Here is a 19,517-nt window from a genome sequence, read left to right as displayed (position 1 = left end):
CGAAACGGCGCAAATGATTCCACTTGGGGCCGAGATGTTGTAGAGGACGGCGCAAAGGAACATCCGGGCGACGATGGCGACGATTCCCCTGAAACTCGATGAGATCGTAGACGTGCGCGGCTTGCGTGGCCGTCTTGATGCGCTTGCGCCCGCGACCGGTGCCGACCGGCAAGCCATCGTCGACCTCCTGAAGGAGACGCTGGCGAACGGACACGCCCGCGCCGAAGCCATGCTGATGGACGATGGCGGCGGGACGGCCTGTGCCGAGCGCTTGTCGCATCTCATGGACGTGATCATCCGCGCCCTCAGTGACTTCACCATCACGCATGTGCACGGGAAAAAGGGTATCCGTTCGCCCGAACGCATGGCGGTGATCGCCGTTGGCGGCTACGGGCGCGGGACGCTGGCACCCGGCTCCGACATCGATCTTCTCTTTCTCCTGCCGAAAAAGCATACGGCCGAGGCCGAGAAGATCGCCGAATACATGCTTTACATGCTCTGGGATCTGGGGCTGAAAGTCGGGCATTCGACGCGCAATCTCGACGAGTGCATCCGCCTGTCGCGCACGGATGTGACGATCCGCACCGCGATCCTCGAAGCGCGCTACATCTGGGGCGATACGCCGCTTTTCGACGAACTGGTCGAGCGCTTTGACGAGGAGGTCGTCAAGGATACCGGCCCCGAATATGCGCAGGCGAAACTTGCCGAGCGCGACCAGCGCCACGCCAAGATCGGCGACACGCGCTATCTGGTCGAGCCGAACATCAAGGAAGGCAAGGGTGGGTTGCGCGACCTGCACACGCTGTTCTGGATCGGCAAGTATTTCTACCGCGTGCGCTCCGCCGAGGAGCTCGTCGGCAAGGGCGTCTTCACGCGCCGTGAATATCTGGAGTTCCGCAAGGCCGAGGACTTCCTCTGGGCCGTGCGCTGCCACATGCACTTCCTGACGGGGCGGGCGGAGGAGCGGCTCCACTTCGATATCCAGCGCGATATCGCCGAGCGGCTCGGCTACCAGAGCCATCCCGGCCTTTCCGCCGTCGAACGCTTCATGAAGCACTACTTCCTGATGGCGAAGACGGTGGGCGACCTGACGCGCATCTTCTGCGCCGCGCTGGAGGAAGAGCAGGGCAAACACGTTCCCGGCTTCAACCGCATCTTTTTGAATTTCTCGCGCCGCCGCCGAAAGCTCGCCGGCACCAGTGACTTCGTCACCGATAATCACCGCATCAACGTTGCCGACGACGAGGTTTTCAGGCGCGACCCGGTGAACCTCATCCGGCTCTTCTGGCTAGCCGACCGGCATGGGCTGGAATACCACCCCGAGGCGCTGAAACTCGTCACGCGCTCGCTCAAGCTGATCGACCGGAACCTGCGCCGGGACAAGGAGGCGAACCGCCTCTTCATGGACATCCTGACCTCGAGCCGCAGTCCCGAACTCAATTTGCGCCGCATGAACGAGGCGGGCGTGCTCGGCAAGCTCATCCCCGAATTCCGCAAGATCGTGGCGATGATGCAGTTCAACATGTACCACCACTACACGGTGGATGAGCATCTGATCCGCTGCGTCGGCGTCCTGTCGGAGATCGAGCATGGCGAACGGGCAGGGCTTCAGCCGCTGTCGCATGCGCTCATGCCGCAGATGAAGGACCGGCGCGAGCTTCTTTACACCGCCGTTCTGTTGCACGACATCGCCAAGGGACGGCCTGAAGACCATTCGACGGCCGGTGCCCGGATCGCTCGGCGGCTGTGTCCGCATATGGGCTTTTCCGCCGCCGATACCGAGACCATCGCCTGGTTGATAGAGAACCATCTGGTCATGTCGATGACTGCGCAGACGCGCGATCTCAATGACCGCAAGACCATTCAGGATTTCGGCGACGTCGTTCAGTCGGTGGATCGCCTGCGGCTGCTTCTCATTTTGACGGTTTGCGATATTTCAGGTGTCGGGCCGGGCGTCTGGAACGGCTGGAAAGGCCAGCTTTTGCGCACGCTCTATTACGAGACCGAACTGCTCCTGACGGGCGGCTTTTCGGAGCTTTCGCGCTCGGAGCGCGCCGGGATCGCGCGCGAGCAATTGTCGGCCGCGTTGGTCGACTGGTCGCCGGAAGAAGCGCGCCGCTATGTCGGGTTGCATTACGACAACTATCTTTTGACCGTCGATCTGGCCGACCAGCTTCGCCATGCGGCGTTCCTGCGCGAAGCGGATGCCGCAAGCCGCAAGCTTGCGACCGACGTTCGCACGCATGAATTCGAGGCCGTGACGGAAATCACGGTGCTCGCACCCGACCATCCGCGCCTTCTGTCGGTGATTGCCGGCGCATGCGCGGCGGCGGGCGCCAACATCGTCGATGCGCAGATTTTCACCACGACGGACGGGCGGGCGCTCGACACGATCCTGATTTCACGCGAGTTCGAGCGCGACGAGGACGAGCTGCGACGGGCGCGCCGTGTCGGCACGCTGATCGAGGAGGTGCTGTCCGGCAAGAGCCGATTGCCGCAGATTCTCGAAAAACGTGCCAAGCCGAAGCGCGGCGCGAAGGTGTTCCGGGTGGAGCCGAGGGCGAATGTGCGCAACGCACTCTCGAACCGGTTCTCCGTCGTCGAGGTGAAGTGCCTCGATCGGCCTGGTCTCCTGTCCGAGATCACTGGCGCGATCTCCGATCTTTCGCTCGACATCGCGTCGGCCCACATCACCACCTTCGGCGAAAAGGTCATCGACACATTCTATGTCACGGACCTGACGGGCCAGAAAATCGAGAACCCGACGCGGCTTCAAAACATTCAGTCCCGTTTGATCGCGACGCTCGGCGGCAACGCCGAAGGTAGCAAACAGGCTGCAGAATAGCATGAGCCTGATCCGCAAATTCGCGACCGTTGGCTTCGGTACGATGGCGAGCCGCGTGCTCGGCTTCACACGCGAAATGTTGATGGCGGCGGCGCTGGGCATCGGGCCGGTCGCGGACGCCTTCTACGCCGCCTTCCAGTTCCCGAATACCTTCCGTCGGCTGTTCGCCGAAGGCGCATTCAACGCCGCCTTCGTGCCCCTCTACGCCAAGGAGGTGGAAGCCGGCGGCATCGACGGCGCAAGGCGCCTTTCGGAGGAAGTGTTCGGCGTCCTGTTTTCCGCACTGATCGTGCTGACAATCGTGATGCAGCTTTCGATGCCGCTCATCGTGGCGACCATCGTCGCACCGGGTTTTGCCAGCGAACCGGAAAAATTCGAGCTGACGGTCTCGCTCGCCTTCATCATGTTCCCGTATCTGATCTTCATGTCACTGAGCGCGATGATGGCGGGAATGCTGAATTCGTTGCGCCACTATTTCGCGGCCGCGCTCGCACCGATCGTACTCAATATTGTGCTGATCGGCGTTCTCGCCTATGCGTGGCGGCAGGGCCATGACGGCAGAGCTGTCGGCTATGGGCTTGCATGGGGCGTGCTCGTCTCCGGCATCATTCAGCTTGCCATTTTATGGATGGCGGTGCGTCGTCTGGGCGTTCGCATCAGGCTCCGGCTGCCGCGCCTGACCCCGAACGTGAAGCGGCTGCTCTGGCTCGCCTTTCCGGCCGCGATCACGGGCGGCATCACCCAGATCAACACCCTGGTCGGCACCGCGATCGCGTCGACGCAGGCCGCCGCCGTCGCCTCGCTTGCCATGGCCGACCGCATCTATCAGCTTCCGCTCGGCGTCGTCGGCATCGCGGTCGCGATCGTGCTCCTCCCCGAACTTGCCCGCGCGCTGAAGGCCGGTGACGAGCGAGAGGCGGCGAGCCTCCAGAACCGTTCGGTCGAGTTCACGCTGTTTCTGACGCTTCCGGCTGCGGCGGCGCTCTTCGTCATCGCCGAGCCGATCATCCGTGTGCTCTACGAGCGCGGACAGTTCGCCGAAATGGACGCGACGGGACAGGTCGCCGCGATCCTCGCGATCTTCGGTCTCGGACTGCCGGCCTATGTGCTGATCCAGGCGTTCCGCCCGGGCTACTTCGCCCGCGAGGACACACGCACGCCGATGATCTTTGCCGCGGTTTCGGCCGTGACCAACATAACGCTCGCGCTTCTTCTCCTGCCGCGCCTCGGCGCGCCGGGCATCGCGGTCGCCTCGGCGGTTGCCGCATGGGTCAACGTCTCGCTCCTGTTCGCAACGCTGCTCAGGCGCGGCCATTGGATCATTGACCGTTCGCTGGCGCGACGTGTGCCGCGTCTGGTCGCGGCGGCATTCGCCATGGGGTTGGCGCTGTGGTTCGCGGCCGATTTCGCCTCGCCATGGCTTCAGCCGTCCTCCGCGCTGATCGAGCAGATCGTTGCACTTTTGACGCTGTGTGCCGGGGGAGCGATCGTCTATTTCGCGCTTGCCTTCGCCATCGGCGGCGCGGATGTGGCGACTGTCCGCCGTGCCTTGCGCCGGCGCGGCAAGGCGTCCACTGAGGATGCCGGCTTGAACGGCTAAGCTCGGCGGGCTATCAGCCTGCAACCAAACGAACAGCGTTGGCCCTCCACAAGCCTGCAGGATGACAATGACCGCTTTCCAGCCTCTCGTCTTTTCCGGTGTCCAGCCGACCGGCAATCTCCATCTCGGCAATTATCTCGGCGCGCTGACGAAATTCGTCGCGCTTCAGGACAGCCACGACTGCATCTATTGCGTGGTCGACCTTCATTCGATCACGGCGCAGCTCGTCCATGCGGACCTCGCCGAGCAGACGCGCTCGATCACGGCTGCGTTTCTCGCGTCCGGTATCGATGCCAAGAAGCACATCGTCTTCAACCAGTCAGCCGTGCCGCAGCATGCCGAACTCGCCTGGGTGTTCAACTGCGTCGCGCGCATCGGCTGGATGAACCGCATGACGCAGTTCAAGGACAAGGCCGGCAAGGATCGCGAGAATGCCTCGCTCGGTCTGCTCGCCTATCCGAGCCTGATGGCTGCCGACATTCTGGTCTACCGCGCGACGCATGTTCCCGTCGGTGACGACCAGAAGCAGCATCTGGAACTGACGCGCGATATCGCCACCAAGTTCAACAACGACTTTTCGGGCCGCATCGCCGATCTCGGCATCGGCGTCGAAATTATGATGGGCGACGAGAAGGTGAACGGCTTCTTCCCGCTGACCGAGCCTTTGATCGAGGGACCTGCGACGCGTGTCATGTCTCTGCGCGACGGCACCAAGAAGATGTCGAAATCCGATCCGTCGGACCTGTCGCGCATTAATCTGACCGACGACGCCGACACGATCTCGAAGAAGATCAGGAAGGCGAAGACCGATCCGGAAGCGTTGCCGTCCGAGCTTGACGGGCTGAAGGGACGGCCGGAAGCGGAAAACCTCGTCGGTATTTTCGCGGCGCTTTCCGGCGTCACGCGCGAAAAGGTGATCGCCGATTTCGGCGGCCGTCAGTTCTCCGAGTTCAAGCCGGCGCTGGCCGATCTCGCCGTCGAGAAACTCGCGCCGGTATCCGCCGAGATGCGCCGGATTTCGGACGACCGCGCCTATGTCGATGGCGTGCTGCGCGATGGTGCGGAGCGGGCCGGCGAACGGGCCGAAGCGACGATGAAGAATGTGCGCCGCATCGTCGGTTTCCTCCAGTAGCAAGCTGTCGCTTGCCGGTTGACCTGCCGGCTGGCAGATTGCGCGCTGGCAAATCAGACTGGGAGCCAAAATGGTATCCAAACGCCTCAGCCGGGAAGCCGGCCATCGTCGCAAATTCCTGGCGGTCGTCGACGACACGCCCGAATGCGAGACGGCGATCGCCTATGCGGCGCGGCGCGCGCAGACGACCGGCGGCGCATTGCTTCTGCTCTTCGTCGTGGAGCCGGGCGAGGTGCAGCACTGGCTCGGCGTGGAAGAGATCATGCGCGAGGAAGCGCAGGCGACCGCACGCGCTGCACTCGATGGGCATGCCGCAAAAGCGCGCGAGCGATTCGGGATCGAACCCGAATTGATCGTGCAGGAGGGCAAGGCGACCGATGCGATCCACGTCTTGATCGAGGAAGACCAGGACATCGCGATCCTTGTTCTGGCAGCGTCGAGTTCGAAGGAGGGGCCGGGACCGCTGGTCTCGACCGTCGCGGGCAAGGGCGCGGCCTTTCCAATCCCCGTAACGGTCGTGCCGGGTTCGCTGTCGGACGAGGATATCGACGCCATCGCCTGATTTTTGAGCCGGAACGGCCTGCAAACGGCAGCTTTCTGCGCTTCTGGCGCTCACCTGCGCAATGTATGCTCCGCGCCAGTTATCCGGTGCCGCCATTTTCAATGCGCTCCAGGGCCGAAAATGCGCTAAGTTGCCCCCTTGGCGCATCAAATGCGCCGGCCAGCGCGCACGATGTTGCAATCGCGCCCGCAAGCTTCTATTTTAGAACTATTCCAGATTTGCGCGACAGCGAGACAGAACCATGTTCATCCAGACGGAAGCCACTCCCAATCCGGCGACGTTGAAGTTCCTCCCCGGCAAGGTCGTCCTCGAAGAGGGCACGGCCGATTTTCGCGACGCGGCAGGTGCCGCCGAGGCTTCGCCGCTCGCCGCCCGCCTTTTCGAAGTTCCGGGCGTCACCGGCATCTTCTTCGGTTACGACTTCATCACCGTCACCAAGGACGGGGCGGATTGGCAGCATCTGAAGCCCGCCATCCTCGGAACGATCATGGAGCATTTCATGTCCGGCCAGCCGGTCATGGCTTCGGGGTCGCAGGCGCGCGCCGATGAGGCTGCCGAAGGCGAGGAGTTCTATGACGCGGCCGACGAGGAAATCGTCGTTACGATCAAGGAACTGCTCGACACCCGCGTGCGCCCGGCCGTGGCACAGGACGGTGGCGACATCACGTTCCGCGGCTACGAGAACGGCACGGTCTTTCTGCATATGAAGGGTGCCTGCGCCGGTTGCCCATCTTCGACGGCGACGCTGAAGCACGGCATCCAGAATCTGCTTCGCCACTTCGTTCCCGAAGTGCAGCAGGTCGAGCAGGTCGTCTGATCCCAGCAGACGACCAGCATACGACATGAAAAAAAGCCGGGCTTTTGGCCCGGCTTCTTTCGTTGGCGGTTATCCTGTTGCCTGGACGGCTCGCCTCAACTTTGTTGGACAAGGTTTATTCCCCGCCTCGATGATTTGCCAAGTGTAAAAGCTCGAAAAGCGAGGTTACGCTTCGCTGTGAGCGCTCAGTTGCGACAATTCGGCAACAGAAGCGACGTTGGAGCCTTTGCACAGCGGGCGAATCCTGCGAAAATCACAATATGCCGATCATATCGCCAATACCGATCAATCCGCTTGCGGACGGGCGTCAGTCAGACCGTGCGTTGCTCGTGCGCCGGGGTGTTCAGCGCCTGCTCATCGATATGGGCGTTTCGGTCTTGCCGGAACTTTGCCTGCCGACGGGCCGGCGCGCCGATCTCGTCGCGTTGACGCCGAAGGGCGAGATCTGGATCATCGAGATCAAGACGTCGATCGAGGATTTCCGGGTCGATCGCAAATGGCCCGAATACCGGCTTCATTGCGACAGGCTGTTCTTCGCGACCCATCCGGGCGTGCCGGCTGACATCTTCCCGGATGAGTGCGGTTTCATCCTTTCGGACGGGTACGGTGCGGAGATCATGCGCGAAGCGCCCGAACATCGGCTGTCTGCGCCCTTGCGAAAGGCATTGACGCTCAGGATCGCCCGCGCCGCGTCCGCACGCATCACGGCTGCGGAGATGGCGGGCGTTGCCGTGCCGCTTCTGGAAGACAATGCGGAGTGTTGATCAGCGCGGCGCGCGCTTGGCCAGGATGCGCTGAAGCGTGCGTCGGTGCATGTTGAGCCGACGCGCGGTTTCCGAGACGTTTCGGTCGCACATCTCATAGACCCGCTGGATATGCTCCCAGCGCACGCGATCCGCCGACATCGGGTTTTCCGGCGGAGCGGCCTTTTCTCCCGACTGGCGCGTCAACGCTGCGAATACGTCGTCTGCATCGGCGGGTTTCGACAGGTAATCGACCGCACCGAGTTTCACGGCGGTCACCGCCGTTGCGATATTGCCGTACCCGGTCAGGATTACCGTGCGGCAATCATCGCGCTTGTCGCGGATGGCGGAGACCACGTCGAGACCGTTGCCATCGCCGAGCCGCATATCAACAACAGCATAGGCTGGCGGCGCGGCGCGCACCTTGCCGACTGCCTCCTCGACGCTCTCGGCGGTGTCGACGAGAAAGCCCCGGCTTTCCATCGCGCGCGCCAGACGCGTCACGAACGGCTTGTCGTCATCGACAAGAAGAAGGGTTGCGTCGTCACCCAGATCGGCTTGGTCGAGTGTGGCTTCGTCTTCGATCATCGTTTTGGTCCTATGTTCGCCTCTATCTAGGCGAAATTGCCGTATTTTCCAGCATTTCAGTCATTTTCGAGGGCAAATTCGCATCGATGACGCCGCGCGGCCACGAAACCTTCACGACCGCGCCCTGACCCGGTCCATGCGCGTTGCCGAAGCTGACGGTCGCTCCAGAGCGTTCAAGCAATGTCTTGGCGATGAAAAGACCGAGGCCCAGTCCGCCGCCGGCCGATGCGGCCGAACGTTTCGTCATATACGGCTCGCCGATGCGGTCGAGCACTTCGGGCGAAAACCCCTCGCCATCGTCCAGAACCTCAAGCGAGACCGACCCGGCGTTCCATTCCCATCGGATGGAAACGGTGCTGCGGGCGAAATCGACTGCGTTCTCCACAACGTTGCCGAGCCCGTAAATAACGCCGGGATTGCGTCGCCCGACGGGTTCGGGGCCGACGAGCTTGCCGGGCAGAAGGTTGATCTCGATCCCGAAGTCCCGGTGCGGTGCGATCACATCCTCGATCAGCGACGTGAAGGGCAGCCTTTCCATATGCGCTTCGCCTTGCGAGGACAGGCTGGTGAGCTGTTTCAGGATGGTGCGGCAGCGTTCGCTTTGCGAGCGCAGCAATTTGACGTCCTCGCCGTAGCGCGGGTCCTTGCCGAGCGCGCGTTCCATTTCCTTGGCGACCAGCGTGATCGTGGCGAGCGGCGTGCCGAGTTCATGCGCGGCGGCGGCAGCAAGGCCGTCGAGGGCCGACAGATGCTGCTCTCGCTGGAGAACGAGTTCGGTGGCGGCAAGGGCGGTCGCCAGCAGCCGCGCTTCCTCGGCCACGCGGTAGGCGTAGAAAGCCGTAAAAGCGAGGCAGGAGACGATCGCCATCCAGATGCCGGCTACATAGATGATCGGCATGGACAGTTCGGTGCCGGGAAACCACGGCAGCGGATGGTGGAAGAAGGCGAGGCCCGTCGCCATCGCGATCACCAGCGTGCCGAGCATGGCCGTCCAGCGCAGCGGCAGCGAAGTCGCGGAGATGATGACCGGCACGGTCATCAACAATGCGAACGGGTTGGTGAGGCCGCCCGTCATGTAGAGAAGTCCGCCCAGTTGCAGCGCGTCGAAGGTGAGGATGGCAAGGGCAGCGAGTGGCGGCAGGCGGTGCGTCGCCGGGTAACGCACCGCCATCAGGACGTTGAGCCATGCCGAGCAGGCGATGAGCGCGAGGCAAAGGGCGACGGGAACGGGAAACTGCAGCCAGAAGGCGACGATCAGCACCGCCGCGCTCTGACCGACAACCGCAAGCCAGCGCAGCCGGATCAGCGTGTTCAGCCTTATGTGGTGGGTATGCCGGGGGTCCGGCGCGAGAAGCTCATCGACCATCGCACCCTTATGCGTCCGCTCGCGCCAAACGCCAAGCGCGCTCATGTCGCATTCCTAAGTGCCGCGCGGCTTGGCGCGGGCTGTCGCCTGCGCCTCCAGCGGATTGTCCGGCCAGTGATGTTTCGGGTAGCGCCCGCGCATATCCGCCCGCACGTCGGCCCACGAGCCGCGCCAGAAGCCCGGCAGGTCGCGCGTCGTCTGGATTGGCCGGTGCGCGGGTGAAAGGAGTTCGAGTGTCATCGGCACGGTGCCGTCCGCGATGGAAGGATGCGTGTCGAGGCCGAAGAGTTCCTGCACGCGAATGGCGAGCACCGGACCGTTCTCCTCGTAGCGAACGGGCACGCGGCTGCCGGACGGCGCGTCGTAATGAGTCGGTGCCAGTGCATCGAGCTTGCGGTGCAATTCATAGGGCACGCGCGACATCAGCCCATCGTGAAGCGCGGAGACTGGAATGCGGGAGAGGTCGGCGGTGCCGGTCAGGAACGGCGCCAGCCAGTCGTCGAGCGTAGCCAAAAGCGTGTCGTCCTCCATGGCGGGCCATGGGTCGCCCAGCCCGCGATGGAGCCAGCCGAGCCGCGCGCGCAACGTTTGCGCGTTCTTGTTCCACGGCAGGATGGAAAGGCCATTGGCGCGTACGGCGTCGATGATCGCGTGGTCGGCATCCTCGCCTTTCGGTGCGGGCAGTTGCCGTTCGGCGAGCACGATCGCGCCGAGTCGTTCGGTTTCACGCACGCGCACCATCCCTCGCTCGCGGTCGAACGCGGCTTCGCGTATGGTTTCTATTCCATCTGAAAGAGCGAGGCGGATTTCGTCCTCGGTGATGGCGGCGGCCGAAGCGATGCGCGCATTCTGCGCGCGGCCCTGAAGGTCGGCGACGACGATGAATGGCGCGGCGGCAAGGCCGTCTGCCGCGTCGATCGTGCCGCCCCGGCCATTGGCGAGCACGAAATGTCCATGCGTGCCCCGTGCCTTGGCGACGCGGTCGGGATAGGCGAGGAGCAGCGTCGAGCCGGCGCTTGCCGTGCCGTGGTTTGATGCGCCAGCCTGCCCTGCGAGCCGCTTCGCCAGATCGCGCGCGGCGTCAGCACGCTGGCCTTTTTCGCCGGCAAAACGGCGCAGCCGCGTTTCGAGATCAATGCTCGTACCTCCCAGCCCGCGCTCGGTCAAAAGCACGGCAAGCCTTGCCGCAAGCCGGCTGTCGGGCGCTTCCGCCACCATATGCGCCAGCCTGACAGGTAAGGCGAGTTTGCGCATGCTCTGACCGGAATCGGTAAGTCGTTCATTACCGTCGAGTGCGCCAAGACGCTCCAGAAGTGCGCGTGCTTCGGCCAGCGCCGGGGCTGGAGGCGCATCGAGAAAGGCAAGCGTTGCCGGATCGGTCACGCCGAAGGCGGCCGCGTCGAGGATCAGGCCGGAAAGATCGGCTTCGAGAATTTCGGGCGTCGAAAAGGCGGGAAGGGCGGCGGTTTGCTCGGCGCGCCAGAGACGGATCGCGATGCCCGGTTCGGTGCGGCCCGCGCGGCCCGCGCGCTGGTCGGCGGACGCTCGTGAGGCGCGGACCGTTTCGAGCCGCGTCAGCCCGGTTGCGGGCTCGTATTTCGGCACGCGGGAAAGGCCCGAATCGATGACGATCCGTACGCCGTCGATCGTGATGGAGGTTTCCGCGATCGAGGTCGCCAGCACGACCTTGCGGCGTCCGGCGGCAGGCGGGCGGATCGCATCGTCCTGCGCCTTGCCGGCAAGCGCGCCGTAGAGCGGGATGATATCGGTGTCGGCGGCCACGCACCCTTCAAGACGCTCCGCGACGCGCTCGATCTCGCGCTGTCCCGGCAGGAAAGCGAGAATACTGCCTGAATCTTCGCTCAAAGCGGCGCGGATTGCGTCGGCCATCGCGTCTTCCACGGTGACGGAGGCAGGTCGTTCCCGGTAGCGTGTCTCGACCGGAAAGCTTCGCCCTTCGCTGGTGATGACCGGTGCGTCGCCAAGAAGCGTGGAAACGCGCGCGCCGTCGATGGTCGCAGACATGACGAGAAGCTTCAGTTCGGGTCGCAGCGCCTCTTGTACGTCAAGCGCCAGCGCCAGCCCGAAATCGCCGTCAAGCGAACGCTCGTGGAATTCGTCGAACAAAACCGCCGAAACGCCGGGCAATTCCGGGTTATCGAGGATCATACGCGACAGGATGCCTTCGGTGACGACGAGAATGCGCGTTTCAGGGCTGGACCGCGAATCCATGCGCATTGCATAGCCGACCGTCTTTCCGACCTCCTCACCGAGGAGGCTTGCCATGCGTCGTGCGGCGGCACGCGCGGCAAGGCGCCGAGGCTCCAGAAGAAGAATGCGGCCGTCATCGGCGATACCGGACTGCAAAAGATGGAGCGGCACGAGTGTCGTCTTGCCCGCACCCGGCGGAGCGACGAGCACAGCGCGGCCGTGACCCGCCAGCGCATCGGCCAGCGTTCCGAGCACATCGGTGACGGGGAGATCGGGCAGAATCATAATGTTGCCGGCATGACGACAGATCTGCCGGATCGCCTGGATGAAGGCGCGCAGGAATCCGGCCGCAAAGACAGGTCTCCTGCGCGTCGACGGGTTTTATTCGGCGTCGTTGGCCGGTTCCGCGTTGAGCTGGCCGTATTTTTCCTCGCCGAGCTTTTCGAGCAGTTCGAGCTGCGTTTCGAGGAAATCGATATGGCCTTCCTCGTCCGCGAGAAGCTCTTCGAACAGCTTCATCGTGACGTAGTCGCCCTTGTCGTGGCAGACTTCGCGCGACTTCTTGTAGGACGTGCGCGCATCATACTCGCCGGCGAGATCGGCCTCGAGCACTTCCTTCACATTCTGGCCGATGCGTAGCGGACCGACCTTTTGCAGGTTCGGATGGCCTTCAAGGAAGATGATGCGATCGATCAGCTTGTCGGCGTGATGCATCTCTTCGATGGATTCCTCGCGCTCCTTCTTGGCGAGCTTGCCGTAGCCCCAATCGTGTAGGAGCCGGTAGTGCAACCAGTATTGGTTGACCGCACCGAGTTCGAGGAAGAGGGCTTCGTTAAGCCGCTCGATGATTTTTGGATCGCCCTTCATTGGCATTGCTCCCGAATTGACCACGCAAACCGCGTACACGGTCGAGATATGTAACGACCTCGCCACCGGTGTCCACCGACCGGCGATGATATTCTTCCGTCACGCGGATGATCGTCTCTATCACATTCGGAAAGCAACCGCAGCACCGACCGCGCTGCTTGAGCGTATGGTAAACCTTGGCTGGCACAATGAGTTGCCAGGGATCGGAATCGAGCAAGGATATAATCGTCGCCTCGATTTCCTTCTGCGTAATGATATTGCAATGGCAAACAAGCATTCAGGCACACAACTGGCTGGCCGGGACTCGAATGCGAGCAGCGCTGGCGCCGGCACGATCCGGGAGCGGGATCGGCCTTTGTCGCTCCGCCCGGGTTCAAGGCCCGAACTTAGCTACCGACGCCCGTGGACAAAGGCGTCATGCCCCTAAGAAAAGCCTTCCCGTGTCGCTTGTCAATGAAAACATGATCAAATTGATCAAGTTGGAATTCTTCTAAACTTTGCCTTGGCTGCATCCGGTTATGAAAAAGGGCGACGCAGAAGCGCCGCCCTCCAAATTTTGTTTCGCGAGGCGGGTGTCAGCCGCCGGCGCGCGAGACGCGCAGGATCGACGAGCCACCGCCGCCGCGCTGTTCGGTGACCGCGTAGACCGCGCCATCGGGGCCGACCTGAACGTCGCGAATGCGTGCTTCGAGCGGCACGCGCTCCTCAAAGGAGACCTGATCTCCATCCAGATGAACCACGACGAGTCCCGTCGACACGAGACCGCCGATCAGGAACGCGTCCTGCCATTCGGGGAATTCCTCACCGTCATAAAGCGCCATGCCCGAGGGGCCGATGACCGGGTCCCAGTAATAGACGGGCTGTTCCATGCCGTCCTGTGCGGTCAGGCCGCCGCCAACTTCGGCGCCGGAATATTCGACACCATAGGTGATGACCGGCCAGCCATAGTTGAGGCCCGATTGCGGCATGTTCAGTTCGTCGCCGCCGGCTGGGCCGTGCTCGACGGTCCACAGGCGGCCTTCGGCGTCGAGTGCGGCCGACTGAAGGTTGCGGTGGCCGTATGACCAGATTTCCGGCAGCCCGCCGCCATCGACGAACGGGTTGTCGTCGAGCGGTTCGCCGTCGAAGGTGATGCGGAATACCTTGCCAAGGCCGCTTTCGGTGTCCTGCGCCTGCTCGCGGATCGGCGCGTCGGAGCGCTCGCCCACGGTGACGAAGAGTTCGTTGTCACCCGAGACGACGAGGCGCGAGCCGAAATGCTTGTCGCCGTCATAGCTGGGCATCTGCTGGAAGATCACATTGACGTCCTCCAGCGCACCGCCGCCGTCCTCGTCGGCAACGAGGGTCGCCGATGCGACGGAGGTACCGTTGCCGTCGTCGCGGGGCTCGGAGAACGAGAAGAAGATGCGGCCGGAGCTTTCGAAGTCAGGGGCGAGCGCGACATCGAGCAATCCGCCCTGACCGGCTGAGTCCACTTCCGGCACGCCGTCGATTTCCGGGCCGGCTTCGCCTTCGGCGGAGACGATGTGCATCGCGCCGTCCTTGGCCGTCACGAGCATGCGCCCGTCCGGCATGAACTCCATGGCCCACAGATGCGGCAGGCCGCTCGCCACCTCGTCGACGGTGACTTCCGGCATTTCGGCCGGCTGCGGTGCGCGCGTCTGCTCCGGGAAAGCCGGCTCCTGATCGGGCGCGTTGGCCTCTTCCGTTTCTACAGGTTCGCCGGCTGCGGTCGCTTCGTTACCTTCGGCTGGCGGGACGCCATCGACATTGTCGAGAGGCGAATCGTCGCCGGTCGATTGTGCCATGGCAGGTGCCGCCAGGAGACTCGCGGACAAAATGGTCGATGCCAGCAAGACGCGTGTGATCCTGATCATTGAAAGCTCCTCGTTGATTTCGATGTGTCGCGGCGCGTAGCGCCAAAACCTCGCATCCCAACGAGATGGATCGGGGAGCGTTGCATGAAATCACGTTTGATTTATCCGACCATAGGGAAGCTTTTCTCATGACGCGCGCTCCCGAAACCTTGCCGAGGTTTTCGCCAGCCGATAGCTTGCCGTTGCGGTGGAGCGCGGAGGAAGTTTCAAATGAACATTCAGGCGAGGCACGAGGCCGGCGTCATCGTAGCCAAGGGCGTATTCGTCGACAACCGGTGGATGGAGAGCGAGAGCGGCGAGACGGTCGACGTGATCGCCCCGGCGACCGGCGCGGTGGTGGCGCGGATCGCGGCGGGCAATGCGGCGGACATCGACAACGCGTATCGGGCCGCGCGCCGTGCCTTCGAGACGGGAGCGTGGAGCAAGCTCACCGCAGTCGAGCGCGGACGGCTGCTGACGAAGCTGTCGCGCCTCATCGAGAATAATGCGGACGAGCTGACCGCACTGGAGGCGCTCGATACCGGCAAGCCGATGAAGCAGGCGCGTGCGGATATTGTCGCCTGCGCGCGCTATTTCGAGTTCTACGGCGGTGCCGCCGACAAGGTGCATGGCGAGACGATCCCGTTCCTCAACGGCTACATGGCGCTTACCGAGCGCGTGCCGCATGGCGTTACCGGCCAGATCATCCCTTGGAACTATCCCGCGCAGATGTTCGGCCGCACGCTCGGACCGGCGCTTGCCATGGGCAACGCGACGGTGATGAAGCCTGCGGAGGATGCATGTCTGACGCCGCAGCGCCTTGCCGAGCTTGCCGCCGAGGCAGGCTTTCCAGAAGGTGCGATCAATATCGTGCCCGGTCTGGGTGAGGAGGCCGGCGCGGCCCTGACCGCCCATCCCGGCTTCGACTTCCTGTCGTTTACCGGAAGCCCGGAGGTCGGCACGATGGTGCAGATCGCAGCGGCCAAGAACCATATCGGGTGCACGCTGGAACTTGGAGGCAAGTCGCCGCAGGTGGTCTTCGCCGATGTCGATCTCGATGCCGCGCTACCATCGCTCGTCAATGCGATCGTGCAGAATGCCGGCCAGACCTGCTCGGCCGGCTCGCGCCTTCTGGTCGAGAAATCGGCCTACGACCGGATCGTCGGCGCGGTCGCCGAACGCTTTTCGAAACTGAAAGCCGGCACGCCGGACATGGACCTCGATCTCGGGCCGGTCATCAATGCGCGCCAGAAGAGCCGCGTCGAGCGCTTCTGCCACAATGCCGTCGGGGACGGCATCGAGATCATCGCGGAAGGCAGCGTGGCCGAGAACGTGCCGGAAGGCGGGTTCTACGTTGCGCCGAAAATGTTCGGCCGCGTTCCGCGCGACAACGCGCTCGCGCTCGACGAAGTATTCGGCCCAGTCCTTTCCGTCATCCCGTTCGAGGACGAGGCGGACGCGGTCGCGCTGGCGAACGGAACGGATTACGGCCTCGTCGCGGGCGTATGGACGCAGAACGCGAACCGGGCGCTGCGTGTCGGGCGCAAGATCCGCGCCGGTCAGGTTTTCGTCAACGCCTATGGCGCGGGCGGCGGCATCGAACTGCCCTTCGGCGGCATGAAGAAATCGGGCCATGGCCGTGAAAAGGGCTTCGAGGCGCTGAAGGATTTGTCGGCGTTGAGAACCATGGTCGTCAGGCACGACTGAACCAAACATCATCTGCATAAAGGGAGGAATTTCATGCGGCTTGAAGGCAAGACGGCACTGGTGACGGGCGGGGCTTCCGGGTTCGGCGCTGAGATCGCGACGACTTTCGTGCGCGAGGGCGCGCATGTCACGATCATGGATTTGAACCAGAAGGGCGCCGAGGCACAGGCGAAGGCGTGCGGCAACGGGACCGTTGCCGTCGGCGGCGACGTGACGAACGCGCAGGACATCCGCCGCGCCGTCGAGGCTGCGACACGGAACGGTCGCCTCGACATCGTCGTCAACAATGCCGGCTGGACGCATCGCAACAAGCCGATGCTGGATGTGACCGAAGACGAATTCGACAAGGTCTACGCGATCAACGTCAAGTCGATCTTCCATATGACCAACGCCACGGTGCCGGTGATGCGCGCGCAGGGTGGAGGCGTCGTGATCAATATCGGTTCGACGGCCGGCATCCGCCCGCGTCCCGGTCTGTCCTGGTACAACTCGACAAAAGGCGCGGTGAATCTCCTGTCGCGGTCGATGGCGGTGGAACTCGCGCCGGACAATATCCGTGTCAATTGCATCGCTCCGGTTATGGGCGCGACCGGCCTGCTGACTTCCTTCATGGGCGCTGAGGACACACCGGAAAACCGGGCGAAGTTCGTTTCGACCATTCCGCTCGGCCGTATGTCGACGCCGAAGGACATCGCCAATGCGTGCCTTTATCTGGCGTCCGACGAGGCGGAATTCATCACCGGCGTGATCCTGGAGGTGGATGGCGGTCGCACGATCTGACCGGCTTCACCCGGCCATGAAATCGTAGATGATCTTGATGGCGAGGGCGGCGAGAAAGGCGAGGATCACGCGGTCGAAGGTCTCTTTCGAAAGCCGCTGCGCCAACGCCGATCCGACCGGCATGAACATCAGGATCGGCAGCATGGCGGCAAAGGAAATGGCCAGTCCGTGCCATGTCATGATTCCTGCCGCTGCGAGCGTGGGAACCTGGGTGAGCGTCATCGCGACGAAGAAGATCGAGACGGTCGAGATGAACACCGGCCGCTCGAGCCGCATGGCATTGAGGAAGGTCAGCGAGACGGGCGCGGATACGCCCGACGCGCCCTGCATGATGCCGGCCGTCAGCCCAACGGGGATGCTCAGACGCTCGGCGAGGGGACGCCCCACCATCCAGTCCGGCCGTGCAAGGCGCGCGGCGATATAGGCGAAGACGCCGAAGGCGACGAGCAGCGACAGATAGTCGGCCGGGAAGATCGCGAGCATCACCGTTCCGACGATCGCGCCGACTGCACCGGCGATAGCGAACGTCCATATGAACGGGCCGGGCATCCGCGTTTTCCAGAACCGCCATGCCTGAAGCACGTTTGTCAGAAGATTGGGCACCATCATCACGACCACGGCAAAGCGCACGTCGAACATCATGGCGAGGGCAGGCACGGCGATGACCGGTGCGCCCGCGCCGGTCGCGCCCTTCAGAACGCCGCCGGCAGCCAGACACAGAAAGGCGATAGCGAGTGTGGACCAGTCGAACATTGCTTTCGTCTATCAGTGCCGGCGCGCCGCTGCGAGCGGGAAACGCTGCTGGACCGCCAAAAGTCACGCTGTGACCGTTTCGTCCAATTCGCCATGGAGGTCGCTAAAACGATAGCGCTGTCGCGATAGCGGCGTCAGGCTAAGGCATAACTGAAACAAGAAGAGAAAATTACATGTGCGGTTTTGTGTGTTTGTGGAATTTCGGCGACGAAGCGCTTGCGGCGCGAATGATCGCGAAGATCGGCCATCGCGGTCCTGACGCGGTGGCGGTGACGCGTCTCGAAGGCGCTCCGGTGATCATGGCGCATTGCCGACTGTCGATCATCGGGACGGAAGATGGCGCTCAGCCGATTGGTCAGGGCGACGACATGCTGGTTGTTAATGGCGAAATCTACAATTACGCCGATCTGCGCGCGATGCTGGGCGAAGAGCTCTTTCATACGAAAAGCGACAGCGAGACGGTACTGCACGCCTTCCGCACGGATGCGCCGCGCTGGGTGAACCGGCTCGACGGCATGTTCGCCTTCGTGCTCGCCACGCGCGAGCGGATGATCGCGGCGCGCGATCCGCTCGGCATCAAGCCGCTTTACGTCGCGCGGGTAGGTGAAGGCATGGCCTTCGCGTCCGAACTCAAGGCGTTTGACGGCCTTCATGTGGACAGTGTCGAGGCCATCCCGCCTGGCGGTCTGGTCGACAGCCGCGAGGGCACGCGCCATTGGTATCGCCGGCCACATGGCGCGGCGACGGCTGAGCCCGGTCTCGACGAAGAAATGGTGCGGCGCGAACTGCGCTTCGTTCTCGAAGCCGCCGTCGCCAAATGGATGGTCGCGGATGTCGAGGTTGGCTCGTTCCTGTCGGGCGGGCTGGACAGTTCCATCATCGCCGCGCTGGCGATGCAAAAAGGCCCGCGCCGGCTCAAGACCTTTTCCGTGGGGCTTGCCGGCAGCCCTGACCTTGTCGCGGCGCGTCGGGTGGCCGAGCATATCGGGTCCGAGCATTTCGAGCATGCCTTCACTGCGCGCGACATCGCCGACGTTTTGCCGCATGTGATCTATCATCTGGAAAGCGCCGACGTCGATCTGGTGCGCAGCGCGGTGCCGACCCATTTCGCGGCGAAGTTGGCGCGAAAGCATGTCAAAGCCGTTCTGACCGGTGAAGGCGCGGACGAGCTTTTTGCCGGCTACACCTATCATCACGCCTATGTCGATCGCCCGCGCGCGCTCGCCGACGAACTGACGCGTTCGCTCGGCACGATGCACAACATCAACCTTCAGCGCGTCGACCGCATCACGATGGCGGAAAGCCTCGAAGCGCGCACGCCGTTTCTCGATCGCGAACTGATCGACTTCGCCCAGTCCATACCGGCCGAGCTGAAGCTGCGCCGAACCGACCCCGCAGCGCGCGACGCGACGGGGCCGACGACGGAAAAATGGATATTGCGCAAGGCCTGCGAGGACCTGCTGCCGCACGATCTCATCTGGCGCAAGAAGGCGCAGTTCGACGAAGGTTCAGGAACGGTCGACGCGCTCGCCGAGGCGTTGCGCATGATCGAGGGAACTGACGCGCCGCTCGACCGCGAGGCCGAAGGTGCCCTTTATGAGCGTCTTCTTCGCGGGCAATATGCCGAGCCGGATTTGATCCTGAAGAACGCCGGCACATGGGTCATGAACCGCGAGGCGGTCTGACCAGT

General features: G+C 63.3%; 16 protein-coding genes. 9 read left to right on the top strand and 7 right to left on the bottom strand.

Features of this window, described 5'->3' with window-relative positions; translation table 11 throughout:
• Positions 1–73: 73 nt before the first annotated feature.
• The 6 genes from ACX82Z_RS18355 (at position 74) to ACX82Z_RS18330 (ending at position 7,720) form a co-directional block, all read left to right on the top strand.
• Positions 74–2,845, top strand: a complete 2,772-nt coding sequence (locus ACX82Z_RS18355; RefSeq protein WP_459590450.1) for a [protein-PII] uridylyltransferase — start codon at positions 74–76, stop codon at positions 2,843–2,845.
• Position 2,846: 1 nt separating this feature from the next.
• Positions 2,847–4,445, top strand: coding sequence for a murein biosynthesis integral membrane protein MurJ (murJ, locus tag ACX82Z_RS18350; RefSeq protein ID WP_459590449.1), 1,599 nt, complete (start codon positions 2,847–2,849; stop codon positions 4,443–4,445).
• Between the two features lie 67 nt (positions 4,446–4,512).
• Positions 4,513–5,577, top strand: coding sequence for a tryptophan--tRNA ligase (trpS, locus tag ACX82Z_RS18345; RefSeq protein WP_459590448.1), 1,065 nt, complete (start codon positions 4,513–4,515; stop codon positions 5,575–5,577).
• A 70-nt stretch (positions 5,578–5,647) separates the two neighbouring features.
• Complete coding sequence (locus ACX82Z_RS18340) at positions 5,648–6,139, top strand: universal stress protein (protein ID WP_459590447.1); 492 nt, start codon at positions 5,648–5,650, stop codon at positions 6,137–6,139.
• Positions 6,140–6,380: 241 nt separating this feature from the next.
• Positions 6,381–6,956, top strand: a complete 576-nt coding sequence (locus ACX82Z_RS18335) for a NifU family protein (protein WP_459590446.1) — start codon at positions 6,381–6,383, stop codon at positions 6,954–6,956.
• 260 nt (positions 6,957–7,216) lie between these two features.
• A complete protein-coding gene (locus ACX82Z_RS18330) occupies positions 7,217–7,720 on the top strand; it encodes an MmcB family DNA repair protein (RefSeq protein ID WP_459590445.1) in 504 nt (167 codons plus the stop codon).
• Here ACX82Z_RS18330 and ACX82Z_RS18325 read toward each other — a convergent pair whose 3' ends face one another.
• The 6 genes from ACX82Z_RS18325 to ACX82Z_RS18300 form a co-directional block, all read right to left on the bottom strand.
• Positions 7,721–8,287 (bottom strand): ActR/PrrA/RegA family redox response regulator transcription factor, encoded by a 567-nt coding sequence (locus ACX82Z_RS18325; protein WP_459590444.1) that lies wholly within the window; start codon positions 8,285–8,287, stop codon positions 7,721–7,723.
• 22 nt (positions 8,288–8,309) lie between these two features.
• Positions 8,310–9,653 (bottom strand): ActS/PrrB/RegB family redox-sensitive histidine kinase, encoded by a 1,344-nt coding sequence (locus ACX82Z_RS18320; RefSeq protein ID WP_459911867.1) that lies wholly within the window; start codon positions 9,651–9,653, stop codon positions 8,310–8,312.
• 54 nt (positions 9,654–9,707) lie between these two features.
• Positions 9,708–12,149 carry an ATP-dependent helicase HrpB gene (hrpB, locus tag ACX82Z_RS18315; protein ID WP_459590443.1) on the bottom strand — a complete coding sequence of 814 codons (2,442 nt, stop codon included), beginning with the start codon at positions 12,147–12,149 and terminating at the stop codon, positions 9,708–9,710.
• A 96-nt stretch (positions 12,150–12,245) separates the two neighbouring features.
• A complete protein-coding gene (gene bfr, locus ACX82Z_RS18310; RefSeq protein ID WP_459590442.1) occupies positions 12,246–12,731 on the bottom strand; it encodes a bacterioferritin in 486 nt (161 codons plus the stop codon).
• The gene (locus tag ACX82Z_RS18305) at positions 12,697–13,008 is read right to left on the bottom strand and encodes a (2Fe-2S)-binding protein (protein ID WP_459590441.1); all 312 of its coding nucleotides are present in this window, start codon (positions 13,006–13,008) and stop codon (positions 12,697–12,699) included. Before ACX82Z_RS18305 ends, bfr begins: the two co-directional genes overlap by 35 nt.
• A gap of 298 nt (positions 13,009–13,306) precedes the next feature.
• Positions 13,307–14,608, bottom strand: a complete 1,302-nt coding sequence (locus ACX82Z_RS18300; RefSeq protein ID WP_459590439.1) for a PQQ-dependent sugar dehydrogenase — start codon at positions 14,606–14,608, stop codon at positions 13,307–13,309.
• Positions 14,609–14,818: 210 nt separating this feature from the next.
• Here ACX82Z_RS18300 and ACX82Z_RS18295 point away from each other — a divergent pair, with 210 nt between their 5' ends.
• Positions 14,819–16,294, top strand: coding sequence for an aldehyde dehydrogenase family protein (locus tag ACX82Z_RS18295; RefSeq protein ID WP_459590438.1), 1,476 nt, complete (start codon positions 14,819–14,821; stop codon positions 16,292–16,294).
• Positions 16,295–16,327: 33 nt separating this feature from the next.
• Complete coding sequence (locus ACX82Z_RS18290; RefSeq protein WP_459590437.1) at positions 16,328–17,074, top strand: glucose 1-dehydrogenase; 747 nt, start codon at positions 16,328–16,330, stop codon at positions 17,072–17,074.
• A 6-nt stretch (positions 17,075–17,080) separates the two neighbouring features.
• Here the strand turns inward: ACX82Z_RS18290 and ACX82Z_RS18285 are convergent, their stop codons facing one another.
• Positions 17,081–17,827, bottom strand: coding sequence for a sulfite exporter TauE/SafE family protein (locus tag ACX82Z_RS18285; protein WP_459590436.1), 747 nt, complete (start codon positions 17,825–17,827; stop codon positions 17,081–17,083).
• Positions 17,828–18,000: 173 nt separating this feature from the next.
• Here ACX82Z_RS18285 and asnB point away from each other — a divergent pair, with 173 nt between their 5' ends.
• Positions 18,001–19,512 (top strand): asparagine synthase (glutamine-hydrolyzing), encoded by a 1,512-nt coding sequence (gene asnB / locus ACX82Z_RS18280; RefSeq protein ID WP_459590435.1) that lies wholly within the window; start codon positions 18,001–18,003, stop codon positions 19,510–19,512.
• Positions 19,513–19,517: the final 5 nt, after the last annotated feature.

It is taken from the genome of Aliihoeflea sp. PC F10.4 (assembly GCF_054612275.1).
Note: the sequence above shows the minus strand (reverse complement) of the source record. Positions and strands in the feature narration are given on the sequence as shown.